Consider the following 22,198-nt stretch of genomic DNA (forward strand, 5'->3'; position numbering starts at 1 on the left):
GTGTGCTAACGCCAGGAATCGCATGCGTTTCCTGGCGTTGGTTTCTGCCTTGGCGAGGGCCAAGAAATCGATTGGATCGGACATACTGAGTACAGTGAAACCAGAATAGAGCAATTAGATCACATCTTTAATCTGATTGGTATAACAAGAAGCCCAGTCGACAGACTGGGCTTTTTTTCGTCTCCACGGTCTCCTCTTCGAGAAGCATTGCCTTCTTGAGCCGTGAGCTTGCTAGTAATAGACGCAGAGCCAGACGGTTGTCTCGGTCGGATGGGTCCACTCCACCCTGTGCTGAAGGTGCGCCGGGATGTTGATGTAATCCCCCGGCCCCAGATGGACGCGTTCCTGTACCCCGGTATCCGGTGTGATGAAGACCAGAATGGCCTCTCCCTGCACCAGCAATACCCATTCGTGTTCATCCTGATCGAAACACTCTCCGGTAGGGGTCTGCTGCCCCTGGGAGAGGATGCGCTCGATACGAACATTGTTGGTGCTGACCAGATCCGCGAACACTTCACTGGGCAGGGGGGAGGGGATCTGGCCAAGCAGGTTGCCTGTGTGCATGGGCTTCTCTCCGGTAGATGGGAACGTGGCTAGCTAAGAGTGTAGAAGCTTGGGATGGGCCGCTCTCATGGAAAATGAGGCCTCCAACGAGCCCTTTTATGAAAAACTTCGGGGAAATGGAGGCTTATCCGCTGCAATCTCGCCAAATTCTTGCTATTTTGCGCGCCAGCAAGCAAACGATTTCCTTCACACTTTCAGGATGAACTATGGCAACGCAACAAACGACGGCCCGCGCCGGCAATGGCGGGTTTCTGGATTCCTATTTCTCCATCAGCCAGCGTGGCAGCACGGTGCGACAGGAGCTGCTGGCCGGGTTGACCACCTTCCTGGCGATGGTCTACAGCATCATCGTCGTGCCGAACATGCTGGGCGCAGCCGGTTTTGAGCAGGGCCCGGTGTTTGTGGCGACCTGTCTGATCGCCGCCTTCGGCTCCCTGCTGATGGGGCTCTGGGCCAAGCTGCCGATGGCCATCGGTTGTGCCATCTCTCTCACCGCCTTTACCGCCTTCAGCCTGGTGCTGGGTCAGGGGCTGAGCATTCCGGTTGCCCTTGGCGCCATCTTCCTGATGGGGGTGCTGTTCACCCTGATCAGTGTCACCGGCGTGCGCCAGTGGATCCTGGACAACCTCCCCTCCGGCATCGCCCACGGTACCGGCATCGGTATCGGCCTGTTCCTGCTGCTGATCGCCACCAACGGGGTCGGCATGGTGATCAAGAATGAAGGGGCTGGCCTGCCGGTGCAGCTCGGCGAGATCACCGCCTTCCCGGTCATCATGACGGTGCTGGGTCTGGCTGCCATCTTCGGCCTGGAGCGCCGCAAGGTGCCGGGCGGCATCCTGATGGTGATCATCGCCATCTCCATCCTCGGCCTCATCTTCGATCCGAAAGTGACCTGGCAGGGCTTCTTCGCCATGCCGAGCCTGAGTGGCGAGAATGGCTCCCTGGTGGGCAGCATGGATCTGCTGGGCGCCCTCAATCCGGTGGTGATTCCGACCGTGTTGGCGCTGGTGATGACCGCCGTGTTTGACGCCACTGGCACCATCCGTGCCGTGGCCGGTCAGGCTGGCCTCATCAACGAGCGTGGTCACATCATCAGCGGTGGCAAGGCCCTGACTGCGGACTCCGTCAGCAGCATGGTGGCGGGCGTGGTAGGTGGTGCTCCGGCAGCCGTCTACATCGAATCTGCCGCAGGGACCGCTGCCGGCGGCAAGACAGGTCTAACCGCCACCCTGGTCGGCGTGCTCTTCCTGCTGATGATCTTCCTCTCCCCGCTGAGCTATCTGGTACCGGCCTACGCCACCGCACCGGCCCTGATGTATGTGGGCCTGCTGATGCTGGGCAACGTCACCAAGCTGGACTTCAACGACTCGGTCGATGCCCTCTCCGGCATGCTGTGCGCCGTCTTCATCGTGCTCACCTGCAACATCGTCACCGGCATCATGCTGGGCTTCGTGGCACTGGTGGTCGGCCGCCTGTTTGCCGCTGAGTGGAAGAAGCTCAACATCGGCACCGTCATCATCGCCGTGGCCCTGGTGATCTTCTACGCCGGTGGCTGGGCCATCTAATCTTCACACTATCGAGAAGGGCCCTGCGGGGCCCTTTTTCATGGCTGTGAGGCGGCTAACACTTTCCCGGATCTTCCCCATCCGCTCGTTTCAGATTGAAACGTCAGGCTTTGTTTGCTGTTTCAGATCCGAACCGAAACCCCTGTCATTTTTATCCCCCTATGGCTCGCTAGACTGGCTGCATCAACCATCTGTCCACCCGTGTGGTGGCAAGCCAAGGAGTGAGCCATGAAGAAGCTGATCAACGCTGTCGATGCCGTGGTCCGTGAACAACTGATGGGGATGGCCGCTGCCCACCCCGAGCTCAAGGTGCGAATCGAACCCCACTACATCACCCGCGCCGACGCCCCCGTGACGGGCAAGGTGGCGCTGGTCTCCGGCGGCGGTAGCGGCCACGAACCCATGCACGGTGGCCTGGTGGGCAAGGGAATGCTGGATGGTGCCTGCCCCGGCGAGATCTTCACGTCCCCGACCCCGGATCAGATGTACGAGTGCGGTCAGGCCGTCGACGGCGGCGCCGGCGTGCTGTTTCTGGTGAAGAACTACACAGGCGACGTGCTCAACTTCGAGACCGCGGTCGAGCTGCTGCACGGTGACGGGGTCAAGGTGGGGTTCGCCCTCATCGATGACGACGTGGCGGTCAAGGACAGCCTCTACACCGCTGGCCGCCGCGGGGTTGCCACGACAGTGTTGTGCGAGAAGCTGGTCGGTGCCGCCACCGAGTCGGGCTACGATCTGGCGCGCTGTGAGGCGCTGGCCCGCCGCATCAACAACCAGAGCCGCACCATAGGCGTGGCCATGCACGCCTGCACCGTCCCTGCTGCCGGCAAGCCCTCCTTCACCCTGGCGGACAACGAGGTGGAGTTCGGCGTGGGCATTCACGGCGAACCCGGCATCGAGCGCCGTCCCTTCACCAACCTCAACGCCCTGGTGGACGACATGTTCAAGGAGCTGACCGACAACAGCCCCTATGGCCGCACCCTGCGCCACTGGGACAGAGCCACCGGCAGCTGGCAGGAAGAGCACACCTTTATCGAACCGCTCAATGGGGGGGACAGGGTCATCGTCCTGGTCAACAGCCTCGGCGGCACCCCTGTCTCCGAGCTCTACGGCGTCTATGGCCGCCTCGCGGCCCTGTGTGAAGAGGCGGGCATCCACCTGGTGCGCAACCTCATCGGCCCCTACTGCACCTCCCTCGACATGACCGGCATCTCCATCACCCTGCTCAAGGTGGATGACGAGCTGATGACCCTGTGGGATGCCCCCGTTCACACCCCCGCCCTGCGGCGCGGCTGCTGAGGAATATTCATGTTAAGCAAGCATCAGATCGTCAACTGGCTGCTCGACTGCGAGCACATCTTCACCGAGCAGCGTGACTACCTCACGGCGCTGGATACCGACATCGGCGACGGCGACCACGGCCTCAACATGCAGCGCGGCTTTGCCAAGGTGGCGGAGAAGCTGCCCGCAGTGGCGGACAAGGACATCGGCCAGGTGCTCAAAACCACCGGCATGACGTTGCTCTCCTCGGTCGGCGGCGCCAGCGGACCCCTCTACGGCACCTTCTTCATCCGGGCGGCAGCCAGCAGCGATGCCTGCCAGAGCCTGACCCTCGGCCAGCTCGGCAAGATGCTGAGCGACGGGGTGGAGGGGATCGTCTCCCGCGGCCGCGCCGAGCCGGGTGACAAGACCATGTGCGATGCCTGGTGGCCCGCTCTGGCCGCCCTGCAGCAGTCGGAACAACAGGGCCTGCCGCTCCCCGAGGCGCTGGACAAGGCGGTGGCAGCCGCCGCAGCCGGCACCGAGGCCACCATCCAGATGCAGGCCCGCAAGGGGCGCGCCAGCTATCTTGGTGAGCGCAGCATCGGCCATCAGGATGCGGGGGCCACCTCGACCCTGCTGCTGCTGACCGCCCTGCGTGACAGAGCGAGGTTGTGACATGATCGGCATCGTAGTGGTCTCTCACAGCGCCATGCTTGCGGCCGGTTTGAAAGCCCTGGCCGATCAGCTGGGCAGCCCGGCGAAACTGTTGCTGGCGGCCGGGGTCGATGACCCCGCCCATCCCATCGGCACCGACGCCATCGCCGTGATGAGTGCGATGGAAGAGGCGGATGACGGCAGCGGGGTGCTGGTGCTGATGGACTTGGGCAGCGCCCTCCTGAGCGCCGAGACCGCCCTCGAGCTGCTGCCCCCCGAGCTGAGCGCCCGGGTGCGGCTCAGCCCCGCCCCGCTGGTCGAGGGCACTCTGGCCGCCGTGGTGGCCGCTGGCGCAGGCCTGACGCTGGACGAGGTAGCCGCCGAGGCGCTTGGCGCCCTGGGCCCGAAACAGGGAATGCTGCCTGCCAGTGCGGCGCAGGCTACCACGGAGGCAGCCCCCGTTGCCGACGACGGCTGGCTGCGCTGTGAGGTGGTGGTGGAGAATCCCCACGGCCTGCATGTGCGCCCCGCCGCCCGACTGGTCGCGGCACTCAAGCCCTTTGCCGCTGAACTCAGGCTGCAAAAGGGGGAGAAAGAGGCGAATCCCCGCAGCCTGAGCCGGCTCGCGATGCTCGATGTACGCCAGGGGGACAGGCTCATCCTGCTGGCGCGAGGTGAGGATGCCGGGGCGGCGCTGAGCTGCTTCCAGCAACTGGCGCAGGATCGCTTCGGCGACTGAAACATTTCCCCATCCGGGCCCCGTCACGACGGGGCCCGCTTTTTTTGAGGGGCGTTCTGGTCAGTGGTGGTAGTCGGCGGGATCGATGTCGAGCAGTTTGAGCCGCCGCCAGAGGGTGGTGCGGCTGATCCCGAGCTGGCGCGCCATCTGGCTGACCTGGCCCTTGCTGGCACGGGCGGCCCGCAGGATTGCCTGATGCTCCAGCTCCGCCAGGGTGAGCAGCGGCTGTCCCACCACCTCGTCCGCCAGCAGGCAATGACCCTGGCGGATGGTGGCCGGGAGCGCCCGGGGCGGGATCTGTGCCTCACTGCAATGCAGCAGGGCGTACTCGATGGCGCTACGCAGCTCCCCCAGGTTGCCGGGCCAGGGGTAGGCCAGCAGGCAGTCGAGGGCGTCAGGGGTGAACTGGCGCCCCGGCTCGCCCCCCTGCACCGCCAGGTGCTGGCGGATGAGTCCGGGCAGATCGGCGCTGCGTTCCCGCAGGCTCGGCAGCCAGAGTTCGCACCCTTGCAGCGCATAGAGCAGCTGGCGCCCGAATCCCCTCTCCTGCACCCGCTGCTCCAGCGGGGCGCTGCTGGTCGCGATGATCCTCACCCTGAGGGGGAGGATGCGGGCGGAGTCGAAGCGCTGGATGCGCCCCGTCTTGAGCAGTTGCAGCAGGGCGGCTTGCATGGGGGCGGGCAGGCACTCCACCTGCTCCAGTACCAGGGTGCCACCGTGAGCCAGCTCGAACTTGCCTGCCCGCTCCTGCCCCGCCTCGTCGGACCCCATGAGTTCCAGCGCCATCCGCTCACTCGGCCATGCCTGGCAGTTGAAGATGACCAGGGGGCCGGCGGCTCGCTCGCTGCCAAAGTGGATGGCCTCCGCCAGTTGGGCCTTGCCCACCTCCTCTTCCCCTCGCAGCAGGACGGGGCCCTGTCCCCTGGCCGCCTGGCGGGCGTGGCGCAGCAGTTTGCGCATGGCGCTTGACTCTCCCACCAGGGCGGAGAGCTCGGGCACCGTCTGGCGCAGTTGATGAATGGCGCGCAATCGATCGGTGGGATGGAGCAGGACGATGAAGCTGACCCCGTCCGGCCCCGGGAGGGGCTTGAGGCTCACCAGGGCGTCGATGAAGGCCTCGCCCCGGGTCTCTCGCCGCTCCAGCGTCACCTCCACATGGCTCAGAGGGGTCATCTCCGCGATGGCCAGACGCAGGCGCTGGGGCAACAGCAGATGGTGAGCGAGGGGGTGGCCCAGGCAGACAGCCGGGTCGAGTTGCAGCCGACTGGCCGCCAGGGCGTTGAGGTAGCGCAGCCGCCCCTGGGGATCCCAGGCCAGCACGCCGTCTTCCATGCCATCCAACAGGGCATAGAGCTCGCTCAAGTGGTGCTGGGACTCCTGCATCAGGCGCTCCATCTGCAGCAGATTGGCCAGCTCACGGCCGGCGCTGACGGTGAGCGCGAGATCCCCCGGCGCGGCCTCTTCCACCCGGCAGATCAGGGCCACGATCGCCACCTGGCGACCGGTGCTGTTGTAGACAGGGCTGGCACAGCAGTGCCAGGGGTGGAGACGCTGGTTGAAGTGCTGGGGGCCGCTGACGCAGAGCGGCACCCCCTCCAGGGCCGCCAGGTTGACGGCATTGGTGCCGATGCGTCCCTCGCTGAAAAACGCGCCTGGGCCAAAACCGAGTGCCGCCAGCGCCTGCAGGGTATCGGGGTGGCCGGTCCGGGCCAGCAGGCAACCGCTCTCGTCGGTGAGCAGCAGGGCGCAGGGGCGCCCCTCCATGAACTCGTAGAGATCCTCCAGCGCCATCTCGCCGGTGGTGAGCAGGTCCCGCTTGCGCTGGCGCAGGCTCTCCAGGGTCTGCCCTCTGGCGCAGTGGGGAGGATGCCAGAGGGACGCGCTGGTCTGGTGGGCACAGCGCAGCCAGGAGGCCTGCAGGTGCTCGGGCCAGGACGAGAGGGGCTGGGGAACGGATGGCATGGTCACGGCGATATCCGGCAAGAGGGAAGGGGCCATTTAATCACCCTTGCCGCCCCGATTCAGTGACCGCTCTCAGAGTGTCGCGTCCTGGTCCCGGGTGGCAGCCTCTGCGGCAAACTGCTGCTGGAGCCATTGGCTCACCGCCCGGCACTGGGGGCTGCCTTCGCTCTCCTGATGGATCAGCATGTTCCAGTTCGGCCCGGCCACCCGGTGGGATGAGAGGGGCAGCAGCCACCCCTGTCGGCGTGCGTCGCGAGAGAGCAGCTCGCTCGCCAGCGCCACCCCGAGCCCGGAGCTGGCCGCATCCTGCAACAAGCCGGGATCGGAGAAGTTGAGCCCCTGGGTCTGCAGGTGCAGATCGTCGCCGCCCTTGAGGGTCCAGTGGTGCCAGTCCATCTCCCGCTCCCCGTGCAGGGTGGTGCGCTCCTGCGCGGGCTGTGCCAGCACGGCCGGGCTCGCCACCGGCAGCAGCCGATCCGCCAGCAGCGGCTGATGGCGGCATTCCGCCTGGGGAGCCAGCCCCCAGCGCAGCGAAATGTCGATGGTCTGCTCGGCCATGTTCGGCGTGTCGTCGCTGGTGAACAGCCAGAGATCGATGCCCGGATGCTGGCGGTGAAGGTCGGCCAGCCGGGGCAGCAGCCAGAGGCGGGCGATGGCGGTGCTGGTGTTGAGCACCAGCTGGTTCGGCTTGCGGTACTGCTCGAGGCGCTGTATTCCCACCGCCAGTTGCAGCAGCACCTGCTGGGTCGTCTCCAGCAGATCCTGGCCCGCGTCGGTCAGGGCGACGGAACGTCCCTGGCGGTGAAACAGAGGCTGGCCAAGCAGCTCCTCCAGCGAGCGGATCTGCTGACTGATGGCAGACTGGGTGAGGTGCAGCTCCTGGGCCGCCTGATGAAAGCTGCCGAGCCTGGCCGCCGCCTCGAAGCCGCGCAGCACGTTGAGAGGGGGCCAGTGTTTGAACATCATTGATTAGCTCCACTTATCACTTTTATCGAAAATCGATCGTTTTTTACCCATCAACGGGGAGAATAGTCTATTCCCATCGTCAATAACCTTAATAGTACCTAATCAGAGAGGCTGAGATGCGCGAGCAGGGAATGAGGGCTGTGGGCTGGTTCATGCCAGCGGAGTGGTGCCGGCACGCGGCGACCTGGATGGTCTGGCCGCACAACAAGGCGCTGTGGGAAAACGGCTGGGGCGTAACCCTGCCCCAGGTGCAGCAGGACTTCGCCCGGGTGGTCAATGCCATCGCCCGCTTCGAACCGGTGAACCTGGTGGTGGATCCCGCCGCACAGGCCGAGGCTCGCGCCCTGTGCGGCGACGGGGTGCGCTTCATTCCCCTGCCGGTGGATGACAGCTGGTGCCGTGACTCCGGCCCCACCTTCATCTGCCATCCCGAGCTTGGCACCGCCGGGATCAGCTGGCGTTTCAACGCCTGGGGCGGCAAGTCGGCCCACGGTCTGGATGAGGGGCTGGCGCGGCGCGTTCTCAACAGCCTGGAGCTGGAGTGCATCGGCAGCTTCCTCGCCAACGAAGGGGGCGCCATCCATGTGGATGGGGAGGGCACCCTGATCACCACGGAGTCGGTGCTGCTCAACAGCAACCGCAACCCCGGCATGACCAAAGTGGAGATCGAACGGATCTTCAGCCGCCTGCTCGGCATCGAGAAGACTATCTGGCTGCCGGGGGATCCGGACCACGTCACCGGCGACATGACGGACGGTCATGTGGACGGGGTCTGCGCCTTCAGCCGCCCCGGTCACCTGCTGGTGGACGCCACCCTGGACGGGCACTCCACCTATGGCCGCGTGGTGCGGGAGAATCGCCGAGCCCTGGCCCTGGCCACCGATGCGAGAGGTCGATCCTTCGAGTGCCTCGAGCTGTTCGAGGCGAGCGAGGCGGTGGACGCCGAGGCGGAGGTGTTCTGCGCCTCCTACACCAACTTCTACCTCGCCAACGGCGCCATCATCATGCCCGCCTACGGCGTAAGCGCGGACGAGGCGGCGGGGGAGGTGCTGAGGCGCGCCTTCCCGAACAGGCAGCTGGTGCCGGTGCGCATCAACCAGTTGGCCCACGGCGGGGGCGGCATTCACTGCATCACCCAGCAGCAGCCGGCCTGGCCGGTGCAGGGGTAAGCGTTTGGAGCGGCCTCGTCGGGCGTCTGCGAGGCCTCATGACGGGATCAGGGAGAAGAGATTCATGAACAAGGTCGTCGCAACCATGCAGTTCGCCTGTCAGCGGGAACGCGTGTCAGGGAGGGTATCCGGATGAGCAAGATCGTTGTCGCCACCACACAATTCGCTTGCAGCTGGGAGCTGGAGCGCAATCTGGACACAGCGGAGAGCCTGGTACGGGACGCCGCCGCCAGGGGGGCCAACCTGGTGCTGTTGCAGGAGCTCTTCGCCACCCCCTATTTCTGCATCGAGCAATACCACGGCCATCTGGCGCTGGCGGAGTCGTTCGAGCAGAGCCGGGTGTTGCGCCGCTTCTCGGCCCTGGCGCGGGAACTGGGGGTGGTGCTGCCCATCAGCTGGTTTGAGCGCGCGGGCAACGCCTGCTTCAACTCCCTGGCGATGGCGGATGCGGATGGTCGCCTGCTCGGGGTCTATCGCAAGACCCATATCCCGAACGCCATCGGTTATCAGGAGAAGGAGTATTTCAGCCCGGGGGATACGGGGTTTCGGGTCTGGGACACGGCCGCTGGCCGCATCGGGGTCGGCATCTGCTGGGATCAGTGGTTCCCGGAGGCGGCCCGCGCCATGGCGCTGCAGGGGGCCGAGCTGCTGCTCTATCCCACCGCCATCGGCTCGGAGCCGGGAGCAGAGGGGCTCGATTCGCGGGATCACTGGCAACTGACCCAGCGCGGCCACGCCGCCGCCAACATCATGCCGGTGATCGCCGCCAACCGGGTGGGCCGGGAGGTGGCGACCCGGGATCCCGCGTTGCAGATGCGCTTCTATGGCTCCTCCTTCATCACGGATCACAAGGGGGCTCTGCTGGCCGAGGCGGACAGGGATACCCCGGGTGTGCTGGTGCGGGAGCTGGATCTCGCCGCCATGGCCGAGGAGCGGCTGACCTGGGGCATCTACCGGGATCGTCGCCCCGAGATGTATGGCGCCTTGCTGAGCCTGGATGGGCAGGGCCAGCGGGGAGGGCGTCCATCATGAGCCCCCTCACCAAGATAGCCACGGCACTGGCCCTGCTGCTGAGCCTGGGGGCCCAGGCCGCAGAAGGGATGGGGGAGGCGACAGAGGAGAAGGTGCTGCGCCTCTACAACTGGTCCGATTATTTCGCCCCCGATACCTTGAGCGAATTCACCAGGGAGACCGGGATCCGGGTCATCTACGACGTGATGGACAGCAGCGAGACCCTGGAGGCCAAGCTGATGGCGGGTCGCAGCGGGTATGACCTCATCTTCCCGGGGGACACGGTGGCGGAGCGGCTGATGCGGGCGGGCAGCCTGCAGTCACTCGACAAGGGCAAGCTGCAACACCTGGGGGACATAGACCCCGGCCTGGCGCGGTTGCAGCAGGCCTATCCCCATGCGAAGGAGGCGGTGGTGCCCTACACCTGGGGCACCATAGGGCTCACCTACAACGCGGACGCCATCCGGCAGAGGATGCCGGATGCCCCGGTCAGCAGCCTGGACATGCTGTTCAAGCCCGAGCTGGCGGCGAAATTTGCAGATTGCGGCATCTCGGTCATCGACTCCCCGGACGAGGTGCTGGCGGTGGTGCTGCACTATCTTGGGCGGGATCCCCGCAGCGGCAAGGCGGACGATCTGGAGGCGGCCCTGGCCCTGCTCAAGGGGATCAAGCCCTATATCCGCAAGTTCCAGTCCCAGCCGGTAACCCAGCTGGTGAACGGGGATCTCTGCCTCTCCCTGGGCTACAGCGGCGACATGACCCAGGCCAGGCGCGCCGCCGCCGAGGCGGGCAAGCGGGTCGACTTCGAATACCGATTGCCGAAGGAGGGGAGCACCATCTGGATGGACACCATGGCGATCCCGGCGGATGCCCCCCATCCTGACTATGCCTATGCCTTTATCAACTTCGTGATGCGCCCGGCCAACATGGCGGCCATCACCAACAGCACCGGCTATCCGACTGCCAGTGCCAAGGCCAGACCCATGGTGGATGCCACCATGACGGCCAACCCGGATATCTACCTGGACGAGGCCAGCTACCAGCGGCTCATTCCGGGTCAGGATATAGCACAATCCCAGATGCGTGCCCGCATGCGAGCCTGGACTCGCTTCAAGAGCAGCCTCTGAACCCAGGAGTAGAACGATGTTTTCCCGACGCCACGTATTGAAACAGCTGGTTGCCCTTGGCGCCATTGCCGGGTTTGGCAGCCTGCCCGGTGCCCGCGCGGCCTTCGCCGCCGGCGAACCCGGCGCCGCCGCTTGCTACCACATGCCGGAGGAGTCCTCCCCCCAGGCCCTGGTGTGGGTGGCCTTCGGGGCCACCAGCGAGATCTGGGGTCGCCACTACAAGGAGGTGCAGGCCACCATAGGGCGGCTGGTGCAGGCCATGGTGCCCCACACCCGGGTCAACGTGCTCTGCCACGAGGATGACGAGGCGCTGGCGCGCCAGTTGTGCGGCGAGCGCAACACCCACTTCGTCCACGCCGAGATGGATGACATCTGGCTGCGGGATACCGGCGGTGTCTTCGTGCAGGACGAGCAGGGAGGGCTCGGGCTGGTGGACTTCAACTTCAACGGCTGGGGTGACAAGCAGGAGCACAGCCATGACGCCAGGGTCGCCGCCCTGGTGGGTCGGCAGACGGAGGCCTATTACCTGCAGAGCGAGCTCATCGGTGAGGGGGGCGGCATCGAGGTGGACGGCAACGGCACCGCCATCATGACCGAGAGCAGCTGGATCAACAGCAACCGCAACCCCGGCCTCACCAAGGCGCAGGTGGAGGCGGAGCTCAAGGCCAACCTGGGGCTGCGCAAGATCATCTGGCTGCCGGGGATCAAGGGCAAGGACATCACGGATGCCCACGTGGACTTCTACGCCCGCTTCGTGCGCCCCGGGGTGGTGGTGATCAACATGGACAACGATCCCGACTCCTACGACTACAAGGTGACCCGCCAGCACCTCGCCATCCTGCAGCAGGCGACGGACGCTGACGGCAACAAGCTGGAGCTGCATCAGCTGCCGCCGCCTCTGGGCGGGCGGGACAACAAGTTCAGCCGCAGCCCGGACTTTGCCGCCGGTTACATCAACTACCTGCCCATCAACGGCACCGTCATCGCTCCCCAGTTCGGGGATGCCAGGGCCGACCGCCATTGCCGGGATCTGCTGGCCCGCCTCTATCCGGGGCGCAAGATAGTGCAGATAGACATAGACCCGGTGGCGGCCGGTGGCGGCGGCATCCACTGCATCACCCTCCATCAACCTGCCTGATCTTACGCGCAGGCCGCCTCTGGCGGTGTGACGCAGAACAAGGGGCGCCTCGGCGCCCCTTGTTCTTGCTGGCGTTCCATGGCGCCTCGCTCAGATCCCCGTCATGCCGATCTCGTCGAGCTGGACGTGAGGGGGTTGGCGCAGGGTATAGAGCACGGCCTCGGCCAGATCCTCCACCTGCAGCCAGCCGGGCTTGCGATCGCCCGGGCAGGCCGGGGGCGGCACCTGCACCAGTCCGGGACAGAGGGTGTGGACCCGGACGCCCTGGTGTTGCACCTCTTCCCGCAGTGCCCGGGCGAACCCCAGCACCGCAAACTTGGCGGCGCAGTAGACGCTGGCCCTGGCATAGCCGTGCCTGGCGGCCTGGGAGGCGATGTTGATGACGGTGCCGTGGCGGCTCGCCAGCATGTCCGGCAGGCAGGCCCGGGTCAGCAGGAAGGTGCCCTTGGCACAGGTATCCATCACCCTGTCCCACTCCGATTCCGGCAGATCCTGCACCAGGTGGTCGCTGCCGACCCCGCTGTTGTTGATGAGCAGATCGACGGGGCCGAGCCGCTCCCGGATCCGGGCATGGCCGTCCCGCACCTGATCGCCGTCGCACACATCCAGCGCCAGAGCCATGACTCGCACTCCGTATCGCGCCTCCAGTCTGGCCGCTTCCTGCTCCAGCAGCCCCAGACGGCGGGAAGCCAGGATCAGCTCCACCCCCTGGCTGGCCAGGGCCTCAGCGATGGCCAGTCCGATGCCGCTGGCGCCGCCGCTGATGAGGGCCCGTGTTGCTCTCAGTTCGTTCATCTTGTGTTCTCCTCCAATGGTGCAGGCATTGTGGCGGGCACCTTCGGCAGGGAACAGGGGAGGGGAATGAGTGATTCGAACCCTGGTTCGTGTTTTGGCGTTCCGGTTCGAACTTTGGTTCTAAACGCCGCGACCAGCCGTCGGTTCGATTAGCCGTAAGGGGTAATCGGACGTTCGCGTAAATCAATTCTCCCGCTATAACAGCCATCAATATTTCCCTGCTGACAGATGCCGCTGATTCATGGACACACCGGACAGCAGCATCTCGATCGTCCGATTATGCTTCGCTAATCGAACCTGCATGGGACGGTAATAAACAGAAGAGCCGCCCTGGGGCGGCTCTTTGCATCGGGGATGAATGAATCGTCACGGCGCCTTGGGCGGTTCCACCAGAGCGCTCGCCGGCTGGTCATCTTCCTTGATCCAGGCATCCAGCAGGGTGTAGCCCACCGCCAGCACCACGGGGCCGATGAAGAGACCGATGATCCCCATGGCCAGCAAGCCGCCGATGACCCCCACCAGAATGAGGATCAGCGGCAGGTCGGCCCCGCGCTTGATGAGGAAGGGGCGAAGGAAGTTGTCCATGGTGCCCGCCAGCAGGGACCAGACCAGCAGGAAGGTGCCCCAGGTGGTGTCCCCGCTCCAGTAGAGGTAGCCGACGCTGGCCAGCAGCACCGGGAAGGGGCCTATCTGGGCGACGATCAGCAGGAACATCAGCACCACCAGCACCATGACATAGGGAATGCCGGCGATGAGCAGGCCCAGGCCCGCCACCGAGGATTGCACCAGGGCGGTCACCACCACCCCCATGGCGACGGCGCGGATGGCCTGGGAGGCGAGCACCACCGCATTGTCACCGCGCTGGCCCGCCAGACGGTGGGCGAAGCGGCGAATGCCTTCTGCCGCCTTCTCTCCCGAGTGGTAGAGCAGGCCGCAGATGGCCACGGTCAGCAGGAAGTGGACGAACAGCAGGCCGAGGTTGCCCGCCTGGGCCGCCAGCCAGCGGGCGGTCTGGCCGAAGTAGGGGGCCAGCTTGGTGAACAGCACCTGGCCGCCGCTCGCGAGGATCTGCTGCCAGAACTCATAGAGCTTGTCGCCCACCAGGGGCACTTGCTGCAACCAGAGCAGCTCGGGGGGCGGGGATTGGCTGAGCTCGGTGCCCAGCTCGATGAGCATGGGGGCCTTCTCCGCCACGTTGGCCAGCGTCATGAAGAGGGGAATGACGAAGATGAGCAGCAAGATGCTGGTCATCAGCAAGGCCGCCAGGGTGCGCTTGCCCCACAGCAGGCGCTGGGCCATCTGCATCAGGGGCCAGGTGGCGATGGTGATCATGGTCGACCACACCAGGGCGGGCAGGAAGGGGCGCAAGACCATGAAGCACGAGATGATGAGCAGGCTGAGGAACAGCAAGCCCAGGGTGATCTTGGCCAAATCCACTTTTTTCATATTCATGGCATTCCCTTAACGAGGGGTTGAGCGCCCGGTTCGGGCACCGTGACGGATAGCGGATAACGACCACCAGAGCCCGGCGCTGAGCCAGAACCCCAGGCAGCCAAAGAGCCACCCTTGTCCCGCGAGGATCAGCAGAGAGCTGCTGGTGAGCGCGGGCACCAGGAACAGGAGCCCTGACACGACCAGTCCCCCTGCCAGGGTCAGCAGCGCGGCGGGCAGGGCGGGGGTGGGGCTCCGTTCGAGTGATAGCAGATTACCCGATACCAGCCCCAGGGTGAACATGGCAAGCCCGGCCAGGGCGGTGGACTGGGTGAACCAGGCCGAGAGGGCGCTGGCGATGAGCACCCCGGCCCAGGGGAGCGGGCGTGCCGCCAGCTTCGCCAGCGGGGCGCGCAGTGCCAGCAGCAGGGCCCCCAGGGCAAGGCCGGCCACCACATCCGAGAGGAAGTGGACCCCCAGCCAGACTCGGGCCAGCCCGGCCACGCCGGCCAGCAACAGGGCCAGCAAGGCCCCCTGCCAGGCCCGCAGTGCCGGCAGCCAGCCAAGCAGCAGGCCCCAGTAGAGCAGGGTCGAGGCGGCGTGGCCGCTCGGCATGCCGAAGCCCTGGGCACTCTGGCGGGCCAGCTCGGGTTGCAGGTGGAAGGGCCTGGGCCAGCCGATGCCCGCCTTGAGCAGGTTCACCACCAGGGTGAGCAGCACCATGGCAAACAGCAGGTGGCGCAGCCTGGACCAGCCGAGCAGGGGCAGCAGCAAGGGCAGCAGCGCCAGCTGGAAGGGGGCCGAGCCCAGCAGATTGCCCGCCCTGGGCCAGAGCGCATCCGGCCCGAGCCATTGTTGCAGGCGCTGGATCAGCGGCAACTCGGCGCGGTGCAGCGCACTGGCCGCGTCGCTGAAATCCGTCACCCACAGCACCTGGCTCTCGGGCACCTCGGCCAGCCTCGGGGCTATCCAGTCGAGCTGCGCCGGGAAGCGACGCTGGTCAGGGGGCAGGTCGGCGGCCGCGATCAGCCTGGCGTTCAGGATCTCGCCACCGAGATCCGGGGCCTGGAGCAGGGAGACAAACCCCGTCCCTCGCTGGACCCGCAGGGGCTCCAGGGTCTGGCAGGCGAACACCCTGGCCCGTTGCCAGAGCCCCAGCTCGCCGGTGACGCGACCCTGCAGGCCGGTCTCCTCGAACAGCTCGCGCAGGACCGCCTGCTCCGGAGTCTCCCCCCTGTCGATGTAACCGCCGCTCAGGCTGTAGCGCGAGGAGAGCCTGTCCTGCACCAGCAGGATCCCTTGCTGGTGGCGGATCACGCAGGCGGCCGCAGAGGGAGGGGATTCGGCGCGGGAGGCGGGCAGGGCACAGCCCAGCAACAGCAGCAGGCAGAAGACGACTCGAAACATGATGACACCCAGGGGCAAGGAGTGGGGACAAGGGTCACAGAAATCAGACGGCCGGGCAATGGCTTGCAGGGGGCACCGACCCTGTGGGGGACGCAAGGATTGCCGTCTGCGCGGGCAGTCCCTAGTATTGGCGGCTATTGTTCTTCTCATTAACTACATTGTGGGGCTCTTCATGCGACAGTTCGGTTTCTTTCTGGGGATTGCCATCGGCGTCATCCTGATACTGTTTGGCAGTATCGTCATCTTCCAGGCCCTGCCTGCGGCGCTGGACGTGCTGGAGATGCCGAGCCGGATCCCCTTCGTGCGCGAGGTGTACACCTGGCTGATGAGCAGCGCCAACGGGCTCACCGCCCAGCTGGAGCAGAACTTCCTGGAGGCCTTCCAGACGGTGCTCAAGCTGATCCTGCTCATCACCTTCATGTGGGTCTGCGTCAAGCTGGTCAACATGGGGGTGCTGATCATCCGGGCCGGCGTCGACCTTATCCGCACCGCCATCGAGCACAGCGAAGAGAAGGGTGCCAAGCCCACCGAGCAGGACCGCCATTTCTGATCTTCCCCTGCCACGGGTCAGATAAACAACAAGGCCATCATGTGATGGCCTGTTTTTATGGTGGCATGACGCTTAAATAAGTCAGTTAAGCAGTTTTTCCAGCTCCTCTTCGGCATCCGCCCTGGCCTGATCGCTCAGGGTGCCGGAGGTCGCTTCCCGCTTCTCGCCCTGTTGCTGCACCGCCTTGGCCGCCTGCTGCTGCGCACTGGTCGCGGCACTGATGGCGGCGGCGCTGCTGGCGGCCTGCTTGGCGCTGTCACTCGCTGCCTTGGCGGCTTGCTGCTGTGCACTGGTCGCGGCACTGATGGTCGCTGCGCTGCTGGCGGCTTGTTTGGCGCTGTCGCTCACCGCCTTGGTGGCTTGCTGCTGCGCCGTGGTGGCTGCACTGATGGTCGCTGCGCTGCTGGCGGCCTGTTTGGCGCTGTCGCTCACCGCCTTGGCGGCTTGCTGCTGCGCCGTGGTGGCGGCACTGATGGCGGCGGCACTGCTGGCAGCCTGCTTGGCGCTGTCGCTCACTGCCTTGGCGGCTTGCTGCTGCGCCGTGGTGGCGGCACTGCTGACGGCCTGCTTGGCGCTGTCGCTCGCTGCCTTGGCGGCTTGCTGCTGCGCTGTGGTTGCGGCACTGATGGTCGCTGCGCTGCTGACGGCCTGCTTGGCGCTGTCGCTCACCGCCTTGGTGGCTTGTTGCTGCGCCGTGGTGGCGGCACTGATGGTCGCTGCGCTGCTGGCGGCCTGTTTGGCCGAGTCGCTCGCCGCCTTGGTCGCTTGTTGCTGCGCCGTGGTGGCGGCACTGCCGATCACCTGTCTGGTGGAGTCGGACAGGGCCTTGCTGGCGCTCTGTTGCAGGCCCCCCATCATGGTGCCCAGCAGAGAACTGCCCGCGCCCGTGAGCCCCTGACCGGCACCGGTCAGGGCCGTGGCGGCCGGGGTGGCCTGGGACTGCCAGCCCTGCATGGCGCTGGGCCAGGTCGGGGTGGCGGCCGTCAGGTTTTCCCCGAAGACCTGGGTCGCCCCGTCACCTTTTTGCACCATGACGGCGAGCTGGTTGGTGTCGGCGTTCCAGACCATGCCGGCCTGCTTGGCTACGTCCGGCACGGGGGCGTAGCGGGAGACCACGTAAAAGAGCGGTCCCTCCTGTTGCAGCTCGTCGGCGGTCTTGAGCAGTTGCATGGTGCTCTCGTAGTTGGGCCCCAGCATGGCGGTCATTCTGTCCTTGATCAGCGGCTGCTCGAACAGGTTGGCCTCGTTCGGATCGAAACCGACCAGCGGCTTGAGCAGGGCCCACATCAGCTGGCTGGTGGGGCTCATCATCAGCAGGGGGGCGACACAGGCGGACAACATCAGGCTCAGGCAGGCAGCCTTGAGCAACGGCATGATACGCATTGACAACATATCCAGTTAATTATCTGATTATTAAGGGTTATTCATTACCGCATCCCGGCGATGCCGGTGGGGGCCCACGGCAGCGCCCTGACAGGCCTTGGCGGGCGCAGGCAGGCTATCATATTGCTTCCGGAATGCCAGATGAGCCGACATTTATTGGTCAAGTCGAGGGCTCTGCTGGTCGCTTTACACTTTCACTCCCCCGTGACAGGAATTCCCATGATCCGTTGTGCAGGTTGTCTGCTGGCCCTTGGCTGGCTCTTCCCCGCGTTGGCCGCCCCGGCGTCCAACACCCTCAGCCACTCGGTGGGCACCGAGCTGGTGCTGCCCCTTGGTTCGCTGCCCGAGCGGGTGTGCTGGTATCAGGATCAGAAATACTCCCAGGGGGCCCGTATCCAGCAGGGGGGGCTCTGGCTGGAGTGCGCGCCGCAACAGGCGATGGAGACCAATGGTCCCCTGATCTGGCGAGAGGTGACGACGCCGTCACAGAGTGGTGAACCGGAGGGCAACCAGCGGACGATCCGGGTGGGCCAGTGAGCCTTTTCTTGATCCAGCTACAGACACGGGCGTGATCTCTATCGCATAATGCGGCTCTTTCTTCTCTTGACTGGGATCTAAGCAATGGCTCGTCGCTCTTCCAATGCACAACGTCGTCGCAGTAGCTGGTGGTACAAACGCTTGTTGGCAAGGGAGCGGGAAGAGCGCGAAGCGCGTTCCGTCCGGGATTGATACCGCATTGAACAACGGAGCCTCGGGCTCCGTTTTTATTGGTGACTAAACGTGCATTACCGCAGGCAGGTTTATTACCACAGGTGGATAATGGTGCCGCTCTGCCAATGCACAACGTCGTTGCCGCCGTGAGCTGGCGGTACCAACCCTTGTTGGCAAGGGAGCGGGAAGCACGCGAGGGCGCTGCGTCCGGGATGGATACGGCATTGAAAAACGGAGCCTCGGGCTCCGTTTTTATGGGTGACTAAACGTGCATTACCGCAGACAGGTTTATTACCACAGGTGGATAATGATGCCGTTCTGCCAGTGCACAACGTCGTTGCCGTCGTGAGCTGGCGGTACCAACCCTTGTTGGCAAGGGAGGGAAGCGCGCGAGGGCGCTGCGTCCGGGATGGATACCGCATTGAAAAACGGAGCCTCGGGCTCCGTTTTTATTGCTGACTAGAAGTGCATTACCGCAGGCAGATTTATTACCACAGGTGGATAATGGTGCCGTTCTGCCAGTGCACAACGTCGTTGCCGTCGTGAGCTGGCGGTACAACCCCTTCATTCAGCAAAGACCGTCATGCGAGAACGGGGGCCATCGGGCCCCCGTTTTGCATTTGCAGAGGTTGGCTGCCTGCGACTCAGCGTTGCAGGGCGGCCAGGGCCAGCTCGACCCGCTTGGCGTACTCGGGGTCGGCCTGCTCGAAGTGCCTGAGCTGGGCCGCGACGATGGCGTCATCCTCCACATTGATGAGGGAGCGGGCCAGGTTGGCGGCGAGGCGGGCACGCTGCCCCTCGTCCATCAGGCGGAAGAGATCCCCCGGCTGACTGTAGTAGTCGCTGTCGTAGTCACGAAAATCGTAGTGCAGGGCAGCCCCTTCCAGACTCAGGGCCGGTTCGTGCTGCTCGCTCGGCTGCTGGGTGCCGAAGCGGTTCGGTTGGTAGTTGGGGCTGGCGCCACCGTTGCTGTCCGCCCGCATGGCGCCGTCGCGGTGGGCACCGTGGTGGAACGGGCAGCGCGGGGCGTTGACCGGCAGCAGGCCGTGGTTGACGCCGAGGCGGTAGCGCTGGGTGTCACCGTAGGAGAACAGGCGACCCTGCAACATGCGATCCGGCGAGAAGCCGATGCCGGGCACCACGTTGGCCGGGGTGAAGGCGGCCTGCTCCACGTGGGCGAAGTAGTTGTCCGGGTTCTGGTTGAGCTCCAGCACGCCCACCGGGATGAGCGGGTAGTCCATGTGGGGCCACACCTTGGTGAGATCGAACGGGTGGATCTTGTAGGTCTGGGCTTCGGCCTCCGGCATCACCTGCACATAGACCTTCCAGCGCGGGAAGTCGCCCCGCTCGATGGCGTTGAACAGATCGGCCTGACTGGTCTCTCTGTCCTGACCGACGGCGGTGGCGGCCTCTTCATCGGTGTAGAAGCGGTGGCCTTGCTCGGTCTTGAAGTGGAACTTGACCCAGAAGCGCTCGTTGGCCGAGTTGATGAAGCTGAAGGTGTGGCTGCCGTAGCCGTTCATCTCCCGCAGGCTCCTGGGAATGCCGCGATCGCTGAAGAGGATGGTGACCTGATGCAGGGATTCCGGGTGGCGTGACCAGAAGTCCCAGGCGGCGGTGGCGCTGCGCAGGTTGGTGCGGGGATCCCGCTTCTGGGTGTGGATGAAGTCGGGGAATTTCAGGGGATCGCGAATGAAGAACACCGGGGTGTTGTTGCCCACCAGATCCCAGTTGCCCTGCTCGGTGTAGAACTTGAGGGCGAAGCCGCGCACGTCGCGCTCGGCGTCGGCGGCCCCCTTCTCGCCGGCCACGGTGGAGAAGCGCAGGAACACCGGGGTCTGCTTGCCGACGGCGTTGAACAGGTCGGCCTTGCTGAAGGCGCTGATATCGTGGGTCACGGTGAAGGTGCCGTAGGCACCCGAGCCTTTGGCGTGCACCACCCGCTCGGGAATGCGCTCGCGGTCGAAGTGGGCGAGTTTCTCCATCAACCAGATGTCTTGCATCAGGACGGGGCCGCGGGGGCCGGCGGTGAGGCTGTTGTTGTTGTCGACGACGGGGGCGCCGTTGGCGCTGCGCAGGGTCTTGTCGGTCATGGCGGGTCTCCTTGTGATGAGTCGCCAGACTAGGGGAAGTGGGGGAGCGGCTCCAATGGAGTGTGCCTAACCCTTTGATTGGTTTCGCTGATGGGGGTGGAAACAGACGCCAGCCTTGCGGCAAGATGGGATTCAGCCAATCAGGAGGTCTCATGTCCATCACCATTCGCCGCGCCGGGCCGGAAGATGCCGCCGCCCTGCGGGATCTTCACGCCATGCCCCATGCTCAGGCGGGCACCCTGCAACTTCCCTTCCCCTCCCTGCAGCAGTGGGAGCAGAAGCTGACCCCGCGGGATGGCATCTACAGCCTGCTGGCGGAGTGGGAGGGGGAGGTGGCGGGTGCGCTGGTTCTGATGGTGGAGCCGGCCCCCCGTCGCCGCCACGTGGCGAGCATCGGCATGGCGGTACACGATGACTGGGCCGGTCGCGGGGTGGGCACTGCCCTGATGCAGGCTGCGCTGGATCTGGCGGACAACTGGCTCGGCTTGACGCGGGTGGAGCTGACGGTCTGGGCCGACAATCAGGCGGCCCTGGCCCTCTATCGCAAGGCGGGCTTCGTGGAGGAGGGCGTAGCCCGGGATTACGGCCTGCGTCATGGGGTGCTGGTGGATGCCCTCTACATGGCCAGGGTGCGCCGATGATCGACTATCGCGAGCGCCTGACGCCGGTGCTGCGGGCACTGGAGCAGGATCCGGATCTCTCCATCGAGGCGCTGGCGAGTCGCGCCTGCCTCTCCCTCTACCACTTCCACCGGGTGTTCACCGCAGTGGCGGGCGAAGCCCCCGGCGAGATGTGCCGCCGCCTGCGGATGCAGCGGGCGGCCTGGCAGCTCTGCTACACCGATGCCAGCGTCACCGCCATCGCTCTGGGGGCGGGGCTTGGCAGCTCCCAGGCTTTCGCCAAGGCGTTTCGCCGTCACTATGGTTGCACCCCGGGGGCGTTTCGCCGCGACAAGGGCAAGAACGGACACCTGGATCGCAAGGAAGGACACGCATGGCAAGGGGCACTCCCTTATGCTGAAGGCCACTCATCAGCAAGGAGCAACACCATGAACACCGTCGAGATGGACGCCCGCACCCTGGCCTATATCCGCGTGACCGGCCCCTATGGCGAAGGGTATGACGCCGTCTGCCATCGCCTTCACCAGTGGGCCGCGCCCCGTGGCCTGGAAGGGGGAGAGTGGATCTTCATCTACCACGACAACCCCGAGGTGACGCCGCCGGCCCAGTGCCGCACCGACATCGGCATCAGCGTACCGGTGGGGACCCAGGGCTCGGGAGAGGTGGAAATTCAGCTCATCCCCGCCGGACGCTACGCCCAGTCCCGCTATCTCATCACGGATCGCAGCCAGTACGGGGAGCGCTGGCAGGAGCACATCGGCGATATCGTCGCGGCCGGGCTCGCCTTTGGGGACGGCCCCTGCTTCGAGCTCTATCACAGCGTGAGCAATGACCCCCTGCGCGATGACGTGAGCTTCTGCTCCAGCGTGCGCTAGGCAGGCGGCAATAAAACGAGGCGCCCAAGGGCGTAATGCCGATCAGTTAAGGATCCATTGACCGATCCTCAGGCTGTGTAAGAATCCGAAACTCCTTGTTGGGTTTCGGATTTTTTTATGCGTATCGACCAAGCTCTCGACTTCATTCACGCCTGTCCTCCCGGAAAGTTTGAGT

20 protein-coding genes are annotated in these 22,198 nt (G+C 65.3%); 12 read left to right on the plus strand and 8 right to left on the minus strand.

The window, feature by feature from the left end:
* Positions 1 to 231: 231 nt before the first annotated feature.
* On the minus strand, positions 232 to 564 hold the full coding sequence (locus J9889_RS13665; RefSeq protein WP_210557031.1) for a cupin domain-containing protein: 333 nt from the start codon (positions 562 to 564) through the stop codon (positions 232 to 234).
* A 206-nt stretch (positions 565 to 770) separates the two neighbouring features.
* Between J9889_RS13665 and J9889_RS13670 the strand changes: the two genes are divergently transcribed.
* The 4 genes from J9889_RS13670 to dhaM all read left to right on the plus strand — a co-directional run bounded on the left by J9889_RS13670 (position 771) and on the right by dhaM (position 4,785).
* Positions 771 to 2,129, plus strand: coding sequence for an NCS2 family permease (locus J9889_RS13670; RefSeq protein WP_010675944.1), 1,359 nt, complete (start codon positions 771 to 773; stop codon positions 2,127 to 2,129).
* Between the two features lie 228 nt (positions 2,130 to 2,357).
* On the plus strand, positions 2,358 to 3,428 hold the full coding sequence (dhaK, locus tag J9889_RS13675; RefSeq protein ID WP_210557033.1) for a dihydroxyacetone kinase subunit DhaK: 1,071 nt from the start codon (positions 2,358 to 2,360) through the stop codon (positions 3,426 to 3,428).
* A gap of 9 nt (positions 3,429 to 3,437) precedes the next feature.
* Positions 3,438 to 4,067 carry a dihydroxyacetone kinase subunit DhaL gene (dhaL, locus tag J9889_RS13680; protein ID WP_069784620.1) on the plus strand — a complete coding sequence of 210 codons (630 nt, stop codon included), beginning with the start codon at positions 3,438 to 3,440 and terminating at the stop codon, positions 4,065 to 4,067.
* 1 nt (position 4,068) lies between these two features.
* Positions 4,069 to 4,785 (plus strand): dihydroxyacetone kinase phosphoryl donor subunit DhaM, encoded by a 717-nt coding sequence (gene dhaM / locus J9889_RS13685; protein ID WP_109112634.1) that lies wholly within the window; start codon positions 4,069 to 4,071, stop codon positions 4,783 to 4,785.
* Positions 4,786 to 4,845: 60 nt separating this feature from the next.
* Here dhaM and dhaR read toward each other — a convergent pair whose 3' ends face one another.
* A complete protein-coding gene (gene dhaR, locus J9889_RS13690) occupies positions 4,846 to 6,747 on the minus strand; it encodes a dihydroxyacetone kinase operon transcriptional regulator DhaR (protein ID WP_210557044.1) in 1,902 nt (633 codons plus the stop codon).
* Positions 6,748 to 6,819: 72 nt separating this feature from the next.
* The gene (locus J9889_RS13695; RefSeq protein WP_109112633.1) at positions 6,820 to 7,713 is read right to left on the minus strand and encodes a LysR family transcriptional regulator; all 894 of its coding nucleotides are present in this window, start codon (positions 7,711 to 7,713) and stop codon (positions 6,820 to 6,822) included.
* 116 nt (positions 7,714 to 7,829) lie between these two features.
* Here J9889_RS13695 and J9889_RS13700 point away from each other — a divergent pair, with 116 nt between their 5' ends.
* The 4 genes from J9889_RS13700 (at position 7,830) to J9889_RS13715 (ending at position 12,158) form a co-directional block, all read left to right on the plus strand.
* Complete coding sequence (locus tag J9889_RS13700; protein ID WP_223931938.1) at positions 7,830 to 8,882, plus strand: agmatine deiminase family protein; 1,053 nt, start codon at positions 7,830 to 7,832, stop codon at positions 8,880 to 8,882.
* A 132-nt stretch (positions 8,883 to 9,014) separates the two neighbouring features.
* On the plus strand, positions 9,015 to 9,914 hold the full coding sequence (aguB, locus tag J9889_RS13705; protein ID WP_109112631.1) for an N-carbamoylputrescine amidase: 900 nt from the start codon (positions 9,015 to 9,017) through the stop codon (positions 9,912 to 9,914).
* The gene (locus J9889_RS13710) at positions 9,911 to 11,020 is read left to right on the plus strand and encodes an extracellular solute-binding protein (protein ID WP_109112630.1); all 1,110 of its coding nucleotides are present in this window, start codon (positions 9,911 to 9,913) and stop codon (positions 11,018 to 11,020) included. The genes aguB and J9889_RS13710 overlap by 4 nt, the downstream gene beginning before the upstream one ends.
* A gap of 16 nt (positions 11,021 to 11,036) precedes the next feature.
* Positions 11,037 to 12,158, plus strand: coding sequence for an agmatine deiminase family protein (locus J9889_RS13715; protein ID WP_210557035.1), 1,122 nt, complete (start codon positions 11,037 to 11,039; stop codon positions 12,156 to 12,158).
* Positions 12,159 to 12,248: 90 nt separating this feature from the next.
* Here the strand turns inward: J9889_RS13715 and J9889_RS13720 are convergent, their stop codons facing one another.
* The 3 genes from J9889_RS13720 to J9889_RS13730 form a co-directional block, all read right to left on the minus strand.
* Positions 12,249 to 12,953, minus strand: a complete 705-nt coding sequence (locus J9889_RS13720; RefSeq protein ID WP_109112629.1) for an SDR family oxidoreductase — start codon at positions 12,951 to 12,953, stop codon at positions 12,249 to 12,251.
* Positions 12,954 to 13,319: 366 nt separating this feature from the next.
* Positions 13,320 to 14,405, minus strand: coding sequence for an AI-2E family transporter YdiK (ydiK, locus tag J9889_RS13725; protein ID WP_029314855.1), 1,086 nt, complete (start codon positions 14,403 to 14,405; stop codon positions 13,320 to 13,322).
* Between the two features lie 9 nt (positions 14,406 to 14,414).
* On the minus strand, positions 14,415 to 15,791 hold the full coding sequence (locus J9889_RS13730; RefSeq protein ID WP_210557041.1) for a phosphatase PAP2 family protein: 1,377 nt from the start codon (positions 15,789 to 15,791) through the stop codon (positions 14,415 to 14,417).
* Positions 15,792 to 15,963: 172 nt separating this feature from the next.
* Between J9889_RS13730 and J9889_RS13735 the strand changes: the two genes are divergently transcribed.
* Entirely contained in the window at positions 15,964 to 16,341 is a 378-nt protein-coding gene (locus J9889_RS13735) for a hypothetical protein (protein WP_010675931.1), read from the plus strand.
* An 81-nt stretch (positions 16,342 to 16,422) separates the two neighbouring features.
* Here J9889_RS13735 and J9889_RS13740 read toward each other — a convergent pair whose 3' ends face one another.
* Positions 16,423 to 17,724, minus strand: a complete 1,302-nt coding sequence (locus J9889_RS13740; RefSeq protein ID WP_210557046.1) for a hypothetical protein — start codon at positions 17,722 to 17,724, stop codon at positions 16,423 to 16,425.
* Positions 17,725 to 17,943: 219 nt separating this feature from the next.
* Between J9889_RS13740 and J9889_RS13745 the strand changes: the two genes are divergently transcribed.
* A complete protein-coding gene (locus J9889_RS13745; RefSeq protein ID WP_010675928.1) occupies positions 17,944 to 18,261 on the plus strand; it encodes a YnjH family protein in 318 nt (105 codons plus the stop codon).
* 818 nt (positions 18,262 to 19,079) lie between these two features.
* Here the strand turns inward: J9889_RS13745 and J9889_RS13750 are convergent.
* Positions 19,080 to 20,528: a catalase gene (locus tag J9889_RS13750; protein ID WP_210557042.1), complete on the minus strand. Its 1,449-nt coding sequence runs from the start codon at positions 20,526 to 20,528 to the stop codon at positions 19,080 to 19,082.
* 152 nt (positions 20,529 to 20,680) lie between these two features.
* Between J9889_RS13750 and J9889_RS13755 the strand changes: the two genes are divergently transcribed.
* Both J9889_RS13755 and J9889_RS13760 read left to right on the plus strand, forming a co-directional pair.
* The gene (locus J9889_RS13755; RefSeq protein WP_010675925.1) at positions 20,681 to 21,169 is read left to right on the plus strand and encodes a GNAT family N-acetyltransferase; all 489 of its coding nucleotides are present in this window, start codon (positions 20,681 to 20,683) and stop codon (positions 21,167 to 21,169) included.
* Positions 21,166 to 22,023, plus strand: a complete 858-nt coding sequence (locus tag J9889_RS13760) for an AraC family transcriptional regulator (protein WP_210557043.1) — start codon at positions 21,166 to 21,168, stop codon at positions 22,021 to 22,023. The genes J9889_RS13755 and J9889_RS13760 overlap by 4 nt, the downstream gene beginning before the upstream one ends.
* Positions 22,024 to 22,198 lie beyond the last annotated feature (175 nt).

The sequence above is a fragment of the Aeromonas sp. PrichA-15 genome (assembly GCF_017939245.1).
Taxonomy (GTDB): Bacteria; Pseudomonadota; Gammaproteobacteria; order Enterobacterales; family Aeromonadaceae; genus Aeromonas; species Aeromonas caviae.